The sequence below is a fragment of the Allobacillus salarius genome, assembly GCF_007559425.1.
In the GTDB taxonomy this organism is placed as follows: Bacteria; Bacillota; Bacilli; order Bacillales; family Alkalibacillaceae; genus Allobacillus; species Allobacillus salarius.
On the sequence record NZ_VMHE01000012.1, the window covers coordinates 52,581 to 65,093 of the forward strand.

13 protein-coding genes are annotated in these 12,513 nt (G+C 41.0%); 5 read left to right on the top strand and 8 right to left on the bottom strand.

Annotated elements, in window-relative coordinates; translation table 11 throughout:
• Position 1: 1 nt before the first annotated feature.
• From pstC to cysK, 4 genes are all read right to left on the bottom strand, one after another.
• Positions 2-904 (bottom strand): phosphate ABC transporter permease subunit PstC, encoded by a 903-nt coding sequence (pstC, locus tag FPQ13_RS08165; protein ID WP_377863176.1) that lies wholly within the window; start codon positions 902-904, stop codon positions 2-4.
• A gap of 164 nt (positions 905-1,068) precedes the next feature.
• The gene (locus FPQ13_RS08170; RefSeq protein ID WP_144088858.1) at positions 1,069-2,070 is read right to left on the bottom strand and encodes a PstS family phosphate ABC transporter substrate-binding protein; all 1,002 of its coding nucleotides are present in this window, start codon (positions 2,068-2,070) and stop codon (positions 1,069-1,071) included.
• Positions 2,071-2,783: 713 nt separating this feature from the next.
• Positions 2,784-4,037: an MFS transporter gene (locus tag FPQ13_RS08175; RefSeq protein WP_281281200.1), complete on the bottom strand. Its 1,254-nt coding sequence runs from the start codon at positions 4,035-4,037 to the stop codon at positions 2,784-2,786.
• Between the two features lie 167 nt (positions 4,038-4,204).
• On the bottom strand, positions 4,205-5,134 hold the full coding sequence (gene cysK, locus FPQ13_RS08180; RefSeq protein WP_144088859.1) for a cysteine synthase A: 930 nt from the start codon (positions 5,132-5,134) through the stop codon (positions 4,205-4,207).
• Positions 5,135-5,271: 137 nt separating this feature from the next.
• Here cysK and kynA point away from each other — a divergent pair, with 137 nt between their 5' ends.
• On the top strand, positions 5,272-6,099 hold the full coding sequence (gene kynA, locus FPQ13_RS08185) for a tryptophan 2,3-dioxygenase (RefSeq protein ID WP_144088860.1): 828 nt from the start codon (positions 5,272-5,274) through the stop codon (positions 6,097-6,099).
• Here kynA and kynB read toward each other — a convergent pair.
• On the bottom strand, positions 6,094-6,720 hold the full coding sequence (gene kynB, locus FPQ13_RS08190) for an arylformamidase (protein WP_144088861.1): 627 nt from the start codon (positions 6,718-6,720) through the stop codon (positions 6,094-6,096). The two genes, kynA and kynB, sit on opposite strands and share 6 nt — an antisense overlap.
• 31 nt (positions 6,721-6,751) lie before the next feature.
• Positions 6,752-8,035, bottom strand: coding sequence for a kynureninase (gene kynU / locus FPQ13_RS08195; RefSeq protein ID WP_377862685.1), 1,284 nt, complete (start codon positions 8,033-8,035; stop codon positions 6,752-6,754).
• A gap of 158 nt (positions 8,036-8,193) precedes the next feature.
• Between kynU and FPQ13_RS13900 the strand changes: the two genes are divergently transcribed.
• The gene (locus FPQ13_RS13900; protein WP_272874466.1) at positions 8,194-8,829 is read left to right on the top strand and encodes a lytic transglycosylase domain-containing protein; all 636 of its coding nucleotides are present in this window, start codon (positions 8,194-8,196) and stop codon (positions 8,827-8,829) included.
• A 120-nt stretch (positions 8,830-8,949) separates the two neighbouring features.
• A complete protein-coding gene (locus FPQ13_RS08205) occupies positions 8,950-9,192 on the top strand; it encodes a hypothetical protein (RefSeq protein ID WP_144088863.1) in 243 nt (80 codons plus the stop codon).
• A 16-nt stretch (positions 9,193-9,208) separates the two neighbouring features.
• Here FPQ13_RS08205 and megL read toward each other — a convergent pair whose 3' ends face one another.
• On the bottom strand, positions 9,209-10,405 hold the full coding sequence (gene megL, locus FPQ13_RS08210) for a methionine gamma-lyase (RefSeq protein ID WP_144088864.1): 1,197 nt from the start codon (positions 10,403-10,405) through the stop codon (positions 9,209-9,211).
• A 184-nt stretch (positions 10,406-10,589) separates the two neighbouring features.
• Positions 10,590-11,489 carry an EamA family transporter RarD gene (gene rarD / locus FPQ13_RS08215; protein WP_144088865.1) on the bottom strand — a complete coding sequence of 300 codons (900 nt, stop codon included), beginning with the start codon at positions 11,487-11,489 and terminating at the stop codon, positions 10,590-10,592.
• Between the two features lie 125 nt (positions 11,490-11,614).
• Between rarD and FPQ13_RS08220 the strand changes: the two genes are divergently transcribed.
• Complete coding sequence (locus FPQ13_RS08220) at positions 11,615-11,902, top strand: HesB/YadR/YfhF family protein (protein ID WP_144088866.1); 288 nt, start codon at positions 11,615-11,617, stop codon at positions 11,900-11,902.
• Positions 11,903-11,922: 20 nt separating this feature from the next.
• A complete protein-coding gene (locus FPQ13_RS08225) occupies positions 11,923-12,369 on the top strand; it encodes a hypothetical protein (protein ID WP_144088867.1) in 447 nt (148 codons plus the stop codon).
• Positions 12,370-12,513: the final 144 nt, after the last annotated feature.

The window sequence follows — 12,513 nt, forward strand, 5'->3', positions numbered from 1 at the left end:
TTTAATATTCCTCCCTGAAACGGCGGGCTATTTTTTTGGCGAGTAAATTCATTAAAAATGTCATCGTAAATAGCGTCAGAGCAACAGCATAAATACTGTAATAAACAGTCGTTCCGGCTGCGGCATCACCACTGGAGACTTCAACAATATACGCAGTCATCGTTTGCATCGATTCTGTAACATCGAAAGAGAAATTTTTCGTACTACCACTCGCAATCGTGACAATCATCGTTTCACCAATCGCTCTTGAGATTGCCAAGACAAATGACGCAACAATTCCGGAAATGGCTGCAGGGATGACGACTTTGATTGCCGTTTCTAACTTCGTTGCGCCTAATCCATAAGCGCCTTCTCGCATTGTATTCGGAACAGAGTTCATTGCGTCTTCCGATAACGAAGCAACCATTGGAATAATCATGATTCCCATGACGAGACCAGGGCTTAGAATATTCGTCAATTCGATTTCTGGCCAAATGGATCGTAGTAATGGAGTGACGAAAGTAAAAGCAAAGAAACCATAAACAATTGTCGGAATTCCAGCCAACAGTTCAAGCATCGGTTTTAACAATTTACGGACGCGATCACTAGCATATTCACTTAAATAGATAGCAGCCATCAAGCCGATGGGACCTGCAACAACCATGGCAATAATCGTGGACAAGAGCGTTCCGCTTAATAATGGTAGCAACCCAAAAGATGGGTTTTGACTTAACGGTTTAAGATTTGTACTCGTAAAAAACTCCGTGAACGATACACGTTGGAAGAAATGGACAGCTTCTGTGATGAGTGTATACAGAATGGCAATTGTCGTTAGCACGGAAACAGCTGCGAATAAAAATAAAACGGCAGGAACCATTTTTTCAAAAACATTTTTAATTGAGGCCGCTGATTTCTTTTCATTCATTAACTGTTTCGTTGAAAGATTCGCAGTGCTAACGGACACATTTTTTGTCGTCATGATGATGAACCTCCAATCGAAAAAAAAGATGGGAACGATGAGAGGGAACATTTGCCTCTCATCGTTCAATCAATGGGGGTAAAACTATTTATTAATCAGTTAAGATTCTTCTACTTTAGCTCTTCCAATTCAGATTTTAGTTGTTCGGCTTCCTCTTCCGGAATTGGAGCAAAACCAGCTTCACCTGCCACATCGTTTACTGTATTCATTACGTAAATCGCATAGTCTAGTACTTGTGGTTTCTCTTTTGCATGGTTCATATTCAAATAAGTGAACACTGGACGGGTAAATCCTGCATACTCACCATTCTCATCAATCGTGTTTAATGAAGGTTCAACAGGGCCGTCACCGAAGTCAATGCTGACAGCTTGTACTTGATCTTTATTGTTGTCGTAGTAACCGAAGCCGAAAAACCCAATGCCGTTTTTGTCTTCTGAGATTAAGTTAACTAACTGAGAATATTCTTGTTGTAAGTTGACATCATCTCTTAAATCTTGCTCATCCATGATCTCTTCATAGAAAAATTCATAGGTTCCATGGTTTTCATTTGGACCATACGTTTGGATTTTCTCATCCGGCCAATCAGCGTTAACATCAGACCAAGTTTCAATGCCGCCATCGGCTAAGAAAATGTCGATGACTTGTTGTTCTGTAAGTTCCGTTGCCCAATCGTTTTCTGGATGTGTGACGATGGTTAAACCGTCTAGGGCGACTTTCAGTTCTTTCACTTCAATATTCAATTCGTCAGCTTTCTCTTTTTCTTCCGGTTTGATTTGTCGAGAAGCATCGTTGAAATCTGTTCCATCTTCAATTAAAAATTTCTCAAAACCTGCGCTCGTTCCTGCGCGTCCTACTTCGACAGAGACGCCTTGCTGCTCGTTCGTCATGTAGTTTTCAGCAAGTAATGCCATTAAGGGATAAACCGTACCTGAACCGTCAACGACAACGCTACCTTCAATGTTTTCATTTGTAGCTGATTCTTCTTCTGAAGATCCTGACGTGTCAGCTTCTTCAGCGGCACTTTCTTTTTCTGAATCACTTCCGCAAGCTGCTAATACAGCAAGCAATAAAATCAATCCTGACAAAATAATAAACTTGAGTGATTTCTTCATTTGTAAAACTCCCCCTCTGGATATGTTTTATTCGTCTTACAAATTCATCATAGTTCGTATTCTTAGAAATGTCTGTAAAGTTCATGTAAAGAAATCGTTAAGAGTTTGTAAATTGCTTTCGTGACGGGGGTTGGAGCATGTCCTCTGTGGTTGAATCTTTGGTTTTTTCTGCTTTTTTGGTAGAAGATTCGTAGAAATTTTTTAGAGCTCGTATCCTATTGTGATTGTCGATAGCGCTTCTCAAACGGGGAAGATCACAAGAATTGGGTTTTCGTGTTTGATAGCGTGTCTCAAAAAATGTGTTCCTCCGTGTTTGATAGGCTGTCTCGAGAACGGAAGACCGCGAAAAATGTTTTCTTCCGTGTTTGATAGCGTGTCTCAAGAACGGAAGCTCGTAGAAAATGTGTTCTTCCGTGTTTGATAGCGTGTCTCAAGAACGAAAGGTCGCGAAAAATGTGTTCCTCCGTGTTTGATAGGCTGTCTCGAGAACGGAAGACCGCGAAAAATGTGTTCCTCCGTGTTTGATAGGCTGTCTCAAGTACGGAAGGTCACGAAAAATATGTTCTTCCGTGTTTGATAGGCTTTCTCAGGAACGGAAGACCGCAAAAAATGGAATCTTCCGTGTATGATAGCGCGACTCAACTCAGAAAGAGGAATATCAAACGCAAAAAAGCTCCACCCGCGAATAGCGAATGGAGTCATTAAAATATCTATTAATTATTTTGGTTCCGAAGTCTCGTGCTCGTTCGAATTGTACGTCTTGTTTTTGCTTCACTTTCTTTCCATTTTGTGAATAGCAAAGCAAATCCGCTAAGGATAAGAAGCGTACTTGTAATAATAAATACAAAACTAATGCCATAGAAACCGGCGACGACGCCACCGAGCACTGGACCGATGACGTTTCCGAGGAAGCGGAGGCTCGTGCTATAACCAAGAACCTCACCTTGAATCGCCACTGGTGCAGCTTGTCGAATATAAGCCATACGAACAGGCATAATTCCACCTAGCGTGACACCAAGCAAGAAGCGGATAATGACAAGTTGCCAAACTTCTGTAACGAAGGCGCCTGGTAAATAAACGATTCCAGCTAGCATGAGCAAAAGAATAATAATTTTTTCATAGCCGACTTTGTCAGCGATCATTCCCCACTTTCTAGTCATCAGCAAGTTACCGAGTCCGGTGATGGAAAAGGCGATACCCGAGATAAAGGCCAAATTCGCAGGTCCATTCAATTCACTCACATACAGTGCTAAAATTGGCTGGACAGAAAAATGGGCGATTTGAATGAACATGGAAATGACGATGACCATAATCAACATCGGTTTACTGAAGATGTGCTGGAGTACTTCTTTTTTTGTATAGGATGTTTTTGTGGATTCCTCATCCTTCACACGCTGCTCTTTCACACCGAACGTTACGAGAAATCCGGAAATTAACATGATGAGAGCAGTAATCATGAAGGCCTGTGAGAAGCCGACTGTATCGGCAAGCATGCCACCAAGTAGTGGTCCCATCAATGTTCCTGTGACGTTACCAGTTTGAAGCGTACCTAATACTCGACCAGAGATGTTCTTCGGAGTTTGTGTAGCAATTAATGCTTGAGATGTAGATATAAATCCAGCGAAAACACCCATGAAAAATCGTAGAATGAACAGTTGGAGAACTGAATCAACGATCCCCATTAAAAATATACTACCGGCGAGTCCGAATCCCATAATGGCTAAGATTGGCTTTCTGCCAAACTTGTCGCCGAATCTTCCCCAAAAAGGGGAGAAGGCAAATGCTGTTAAGAATGTAATGGCAAATACCCAACCAGACCAATTACGTACATAGGTTTCTGAGAAGTTACCGAAAGTTTCTATATAAAGAGATAGAAACGGCATTACCATCGTCATGCTACCAGCAATAAAAAAATTGGCGAACCACATGATCGCCAAATTCCGTTTTGCTTGTTTGTCTTGATCCAATGTACATCCTTCTTTCATTTTATTTCGATACCCGTTTCTTTCGACTACCTAAATAATAGCAAACAATGCAAACCGAGTCGATTGATTTGCTCACTGTCCGCCCGGGGAACGAAAAAACCCCCAGCAAACAGTTTGCTGAGAGGTTTAGCCTATGTCATAAGCTTGTATTAGAAATCGAATAAATCACCAGAAAGATAACGTTCTCCCGTATCAGGAGCTATGCAGACAACGATCTCACCAGGATTTTTCCGTTTAGCAACTTCAATCGCGGTATACACAGAGGCGCCGGAAGATGGACCGACCAAAATTCCCTCTTCGCTCGCTAAGCGACGTGTCGTATCATAAGCTTCATCGTCTTCAATTAACATAATTTCATCATAAACTTCTTGGTTCAAAATTGGTGGAATGAAGCCTGGGCTTGTTCCAACTAATTTATGCTTTCCTGGCTTTCCACCCGTTAATACAGGGGAGCCAGCCGGTTCAGCGATATGAACGGTCACATCAGAGAACATCTTTTTCAACTCTTCACCAGTGCCAGTGACTGTACCACCAGTTCCAGATGTACAAACGAAAGCGGAAAGAGGCTTATCTAGCTGTTCCATCGCTTCTTGAATTTCTACAGCTGTTGTTGTTCGGTGAGCATCTGAGTTTGCTTCGTTTTCAAATTGCATTGGCATAAAGCTGTTCGGTGTTTCTTCAACGAGCTGCTTCGCTTTTTCAATAGCTCCAGGCATTTTTTCATCACCCGGGGTCAAAACAACTTCAGCACCATAGGCCTTCAATAAGTTGATACGCTCTTTTGTCATCGTATCTGGCATTGTCAAAATTGCTTTATAACCACGCGCTGCGGCATTCATCGCAAGTCCGATGCCGGTGTTACCACTCGTCGGCTCGATGATTGTTGAACCTTCTTTTAAATGCCCGGCTTTTTCTGCTTCAAGAATCATATTAAAAGCAGCCCGGTCTTTTACACTTCCACTCGGATTAAACAATTCCAACTTCACGTAAACATCTGCACCATCGGCAGGACTTAATTTATTCAACTTAACTAACGGTGTATCTCCGATTAATTCGGCAATATTATTTACGACACGCATGCTGATTCACTTCCTTTTCATTTTGATAAGCTTTAATCCTAGTTTACCAATAGACTTTATTATAATTCAACTGATTGAACCGACAATATCCTTCTTATACTGTATGATAAAATAAACAGTAGAAGGAGGCGAACGATATGGTGTTTGAAAATGAAAAAGAAATTCATACAGATTTTAAAAAACGAATGACTTATGGTGATTATTTATCATTGGATTCAATATTGGCGAGTCAGAACCGCTTATCTGACCATCATGATGAGATGTTATTTATCGTGATCCACCAAGTAAGCGAACTTTGGATGAAGTTAGCACTTCACGAAGTAAACGCAGCGATTAAGGCGATTCAGCAAGAGGCCTACCAACCGTCATTTAAAATGTTGGCGCGCGTATCTTCTATTCAACGACAGATCATCCAAGCATGGGATGTTCTTGCGACGATGACGCCTTCTGAATATATGGAGTTTCGTGATTATCTTGGCCAAGCTTCCGGATTTCAATCCTATCAATATCGTATGCTTGAATTTGCGCTCGGTTATAAAACCAAACACGTGTTAAAAATTTATGAAAAAGACCCAGAACTTCATAAGACTTTACAAAAAGCTTATGAAGCACCAGGTCTTTACGATGTAAGTATTAAAGCATTGGAAAAAGAGGGCTTTGAAATCGATCAAGAAGTTTTGACACGAGACGTCAGAAATTCATACGAAGTGAACGAAAGTGTTCAAAGAGCTTGGGAAGAAGTGTACCGAGACACAGAGCGGTATTGGAACCTTTATCAATTAGCCGAAAAATTAGTCGATATAGAAGATGCCTTTCAACAGTGGCGATTTCGACATATGAAAACTGTCGAACGAATCATCGGCCACAAAAAAGGAACGGGCGGATCTTCCGGTGTCGGTTATTTGAAACAAGTTCTTGATCACTACTTTTTCCCAGAACTATGGAGTTTACGCACGACGCTATGATTGGTCGATGGTCTCTAAAATCGCTCGAACAGGACTTCCATCCGCACCTTCGATAAATAGTGGCAATGCAGTCAACCGGTAATCACCAGGCTCGACTGCTGACAAATCAAGCCCTTCCAAAATATGAATATGATTTTCTTCCAATGCATGGTGCATATCGAGTGTTTTACTGTCTAATGGGTCAACAGAAGGCAAGTCAACACCGAGCAATTCCACCCCGTGACGATTTAAGTATTCCCCTAAACTCGGGTCTAATTGTGGAATTTCTTTCGGAAAAGTAGAAGGATCAGACCATGCATTGGTTTTTAACAACAACCGCTTCGTCTGTGAGAAATCGATGAAAGCAAGATCCTCGGGTTTAATTAACCATTTAGTTGAAACATCAACAACTTTTGCTCGACCAATAAACAACTCAAGTGGCAACTGATCGATGGTTGTCCCATGCGAATTAAAGTGAAAAGGAGCATCAACATGCGTTGCTGTATGGCAACTTGATGCGATTTGACCGACATTGACGGACCCGGTATCTTCCTTAGACCAGGTGAGGTCATAAGAAAAAGGACGGTCTCCTGGCCATGTCGGCGTATGGGCATTCAACTTTCTAGAAATATCGATAATCATGGAATTCCTCCTCTGGACTAAATCCGAATCGTTATGCAATCGTTCCACGCTCGTTAGGGAATGCTTTATATGTTTCTTTTTCCATAATAGACTGCAACCGTTCAACCGCTTCATAAATATCTGCATAAGACGTGTAAAACGCAATCGGCGCTACTCGAAGAACGTTCGGTGCACGGAAATCAGGAATCACGTTTTGTTCTTTTAAGGCTTTCGCTATTTTCGCGGCTTCTGGGTGTTCCAAACAAATATGGCCACCACGACGTTCATCTTCAACTGGGTTCCCAAGCTCGAAACCATAAGCCATTAATTTTTCTTCAACAAGCGCCATCATATACCGAGTCTGTTGCAAAGACTTTTCACGAATTTTTTCAATCCCACCAGCTTCTTCAAATAGCTGCAAAGATCCGATTAACGGGGCGATGCTGAAAATATGCGGTGTTCCGATTTGATAAGCACCAGCCGTGTGGGCTTTCGTAAACGTATGCTCCATATCAAATTGACGGTCTTTATCCGAACCGAACCAACCCGTCAGGCCAGGGCGCTTGTCCAAATGTTTTTCGTGAACAAATAAACCGGCAACACCACCAGGGCCACTGTTGACATATTTATAATGGCACCAATACGCAAAATCTACATCAAGATCATGAAAATGATGAGGAATCGCGCCGACCGAATGGCATCCATCCCAGCCAATAGGAATTCCACGTTCATTTGCTGCTTTGGTCACTTTTGCAATATCCAATAGCTGACCGCTCCGGTAAAGGACTGTCGGTAAAATAATTAATGCAACCTCATCAGTCATCGATTCAATAATTTTGTCTTCATCAATCGTACGACCATCATCACTCTTTACTTGAATGAGATGCTCGTCAGGGTCATAACCATGCAATAAAAGCTGGCTTTGCAATGCATAAATATCGGAAGGAAAATTCAACTCATCTGCTAAAATTTTTGTGCGCTTTCCTTCCGGTCGGTAAAAAGTAGCAGCAAGTTGATGCAAGTTCGTTGTCGTCGAACCCGTCACGATGACTTCTTCTGGTTTGGCCCCAATCAATGAAGCCACTTGTTTTCCTAGATTTTCAGATAAATAGTACCAAGGGTATTTCCCTTCAGACCAGCCATCAATGCCAAAATTCTTCCAAGAATCAATGACCTCGTTCAATGTATCTTCTGCGCGTTTTGGCATTAATCCTAGAGAGTTACCATCTAAGTAAATTTGACCTTCTTGTACATAAAATTCTTTTTTCATATCTCGTAAAGCATCTTGTTGATCTAGTTGTTCAGCGTACTCTTTTGTCGGTTGAACCATTTTCATACCTCCTATGACTACGTTAAATATATCATATATTCAGATAAAATTTAGCGTTCATGAATGAGAAAGTGAGTCTACTAAGAAATGTTAAAAAACGTGACGAATGAAGCACGTTTTTGTGGTATGATGAATGTATTAATTAGTTAAAGGTAGTGAAGACCATGCTAGAGTCTCGACTATTCGAAATGATGATGAATTATCGTCAAGCAACTTCAAGAACGAATCATTTTTCTTCGGTCAATCAATCGGGGAATCACACGTCAACCGGCCAATTATTCCAACAACTTTTTTCTACATATATGCAACCGAGTAACAACCAATCGCTTTACTTAAATCAGCCGAGTCCTCAACAACCAGGATTCGCAGTTGGTCAACTACCGTATACACATCAGACGACACCCATTCCAACGATGAATGAAGGCGATCAAAAAACGAGCAGCTTCGATGAGTTGATCCAACAAGCAGCAGATAAGTTCAATGTCGACATCTCATTGATTAAGCGTGTCATCCAAGCAGAGTCTAACTTTAACCCGAACGCAGTCAGCTATGCCGGAGCGTCCGGCCTAATGCAACTGATGCCTGCCACCGCAAAAGGCTTAGGCGTTACAGATTTATTTGACCCGAAACAGAACATAGAAGGTGGGGTCAAATATTTAAAGGATATGCTGAATCGTTATGATGGCAATGTCACACTCGCCCTAGCTGCCTATAATGCAGGTCCAGGAAATGTTGACCGCCATAACGGCGTCCCACCTTTTGAAGAAACACAGAAATACATCAAGAAAATATTAGGATAAGCCACGTTCGCGTAGTTGCGAACGTTTTTTGTTGGATTTCTCTTAAACGTTGAAGCATTGTGAATTAATGTTGAAGCATTGTGAATTAATGTTGAAGCATTGTGAACTAATGTTGAAGGTTTGCAAATTAATGTTGAAGCATTGCAAATTAATGTAGAAGCTCCGCAAATCAACATTGAAGCATCGCAAATGAAGACTGAAGCCGTACGAATAAACACTGAAGTATCGCAAATGAACACTGAAGCCGCGCAAATGAACACTGAAGCTCAGCAAATAAACACTGAAGTCACGCGAAATAACACTGAAGCGCTACTAAAGATTGACTCGAAATTATTTAAAAAAGGACCCATAGATTCGCTATGAGTCCTCAATGATTTATTTATGAAGAATGGGCGTGTTCGCCAACAAGGTTCAAGCTTGCTTGTAGATCTTCCCAAATATCCTCCCAATTTTCTAGGCCGCAAGACATCCGAATCAACGAATTACTAATACCCATTTTCAATCGTTCTTCTTCCGGAATGACTGCGTGTGTCATCGTTGCCGGGTGTTGAATAATCGTTTCAGCATCACCTAAGCTGACGGCAATTTTCATAAAGGTCAACCGATTCAACAATGCCTGTGCCTCTGCTTTATCGCCCTCAATCTCGAAAGAAATGACGCCGGCACCTTGACTCATTTGTTTTTTAGCGATGTGGTAATCGGGATTATCTGAATCAAATGGATAGAATACTTTTTTCACTTTTGGATGTTCCTTTAGCTTTTCGACAACCTTTTCAGCGTTGGAAGAATGGCGATCCATACGAAGCGGCAAGGTTTTCAATCCTCTTAATAATAACCAAGAATCGAAAGGTGAAATGACTCCGCCGATATCTTTTTGCGTCGTCATTGCAACATCACTAATGAAGTCCTTGTTACCGACAACAATTCCAGCAATCACATCGCCATGACCACAAATATATTTCGTTGCACTATGAATGACAATGTCACACCCTAAATCTAGTGGTCGCTGTAAATAAGGTGATGAGAACGTATTATCAACGACTACAGGAATTTCATACTTTTCAGCGACACGGGCAACCATTTCTAAATCAATGATTTTCATCGTCGGATTAATTGGTGTTTCGATATAAATGCACGTTGTATTTGGTTGGATGGCTACTTCGATTTCTTCTTCGGATTCCATGGAAATAAAGTCCGAACGAATTTGGTATTTTTCATTCATCAAATCTAACAAGCCAAATGTACAACCGTATATCCCTTTAGAGCATAAAATGTGGTCATTCGCTTTCGTCAATTTAACTAATACAGCAGACACCGCAGCCATTCCTGATGAAAACGCCAAAGCCGCTTCGCCATTTTCCAATAAAGCCATTTTCTCTTCTAATATGTTAACTGTCGGGTTACCAAGGCGTGAATAAATATAGCCTTCTTCTTCGCCTGCAAATCGACGCTCTCCTTGTTCAGCCGTCTCGAATGTATACGTCGATGTTTGAAAAATAGGAGCCGATAAACTGCCAAGAAAATCTTTTGAATCATAACCGTGGTGGATGACTTCCGTTTCGAATTTCCGTTTCATGAAAAACTCCTCCTCGTACCTTTTTGTCTAGTATAACATATTTTTGTAAGCGCTTTCTTGTGTTTATAAAATTATTGAGAATTATTTGGCGGGGAGTGTAAGCAGTCTTTAGATAGGGAAAATAGCATGTAAGGAAGCGGATGCATACACATCCGCTTCTGAAGTTTTTATATCTAATTATCTCTTATGTGGTCACAGCTTTTTGTTGACGCTTTCCACTATACCGTTCATACGTATAAAGAATTAAACCGACCCAAATGAATAGAAACGTTACAGCGTGAACGTATGTAAAAGATTCATCGAGTAAAAACACACCGATTAATAACATAATTGTAGGCGCGATGTATTGCAAAAAGCCGATTAGCGAAAGAGGAATTCGTTTCGCACCTTGGGCGAACAATAATAATGGAATTGCCGTGATGGCACCAGTTCCAAATAAAAAAACTCCTACTAAATCGAAAGAAAACGAACCTGTGCCATTCCATTCGATAACGGAAAGATAAATGAAAGCAATAGGAGTAATAAACATCGTTTCAATGCCTAACGCAAATATCGGATTCAAGTCAGCGACTTTTTTCAAAAACCCATACAAGCCGAAAGTCATCGCTAGAACGATTGCCACCCACGGAACCGAACCGAAATGAAACGTCATAAAGCTTACACCGATGAAGGCAGAGAAAACAGCGATCCATTGCAATGGAGAAAATCTCTCTTGTAAAAAAAGAATACCTAACACAACATTAAAAAGCGGGTTGATATAATAGCCAAGGCTCGCATCTAACACATGACCGGCATTGACAGCCCATATATATGTCACCCAATTTAAACTGATTAAAACCGATGCAGCTAAAATACCAAGCCATCTTTTCCAATAAGCAAAAACATACTTGGTTTCTTCCTTGAAAAGCTGCCACCGACGGATAACCAGAATGAAGCAAAGCATAAAAACAAATGACCAGATTACCCGGTGTGCTAAAACTTCCCATGCAGGTACGGATTCAACTAGCCTCCAATAGAGTGGAAGGAATCCCCAAAGCAAATATGCAGAAAATCCATATAGGATGCCTATTCTTTCTTCATTCATTTAACTGTCCTCATTTTATCGATTTAAAGCAATCTTAAAACAATTGATTGAATTTTTCAACACGTTATTTTGTTGTGACTAGGGGGAACATTCGATACACTGAATATATTGAAGGAGGCTAACCCATGCAAATTTATATCACCGATGAAGCAGTTGATTGGTTAATAGAAGAAATGGACTTAGAAGCAGGAGATCAAGTCAGGTTTTTCCCGAAATATGGAGGAGACAGTGTGTTTCAACAAGGGTTCTCAGTCGGTATGGGGTTAGAAACGGCCCCGACACCGGAAACAACCGTTGAAAAGAAAGAGATTACTTTTCAAGTGGATGAAAAAGATGCTTGGTTTTTCGACGGAAATGATTTAGAAGTAGTCCTGGAAAATGATGAAGTTAAATTTGAAAAGAAAGATAACTGAACGGTAAGGAGGCTTAAAAGATGGAGTGGACAAGGGAAGAAGCGTTCGATTTCTTGAAAGAAGTGTATGACGATCAAGTAATGCAACAAGAAAAACGCCGTGTGTTTAAAATGCTCCATCGCCAACTGTACGAACGACTAGATGACTTGGCGATCAATCAAGCAATCTCCAGGAAAGCAGAGAAGCAATTATATCTCTTTAAAGAATTTACATTTATGCCAGGTGACAACATTTTTCAATCGATGCGTTATTTGTTTCTGATTGCGCGTGGCGAGATGGAAATCGAACGTCAAGTAACTAGAAAACATCTTCAACGAGTATATCAATCGCTATTTCAACCGGCAGCACTTAAAAACCCAATCATCCCAGAATCATTTTGGGAAACACCATTGGGGATTGCGTGCCAGATTGCTGAGAATGGCGTTGAAGCCGTCTATCCGTTATTGACGGAAATGAAGGAAGCATAAATAAATATATAATGTAAGTGTCGGACATTTGGCGGCTGTGCAATAATTTGTACAGCCATGACAATTTGAGGTAACCGCTCGACAAACGCGTCCAACCACCCGTCAATCGGTTGCAGCCGCCCGACAAACGAGTCGAACCGCCCG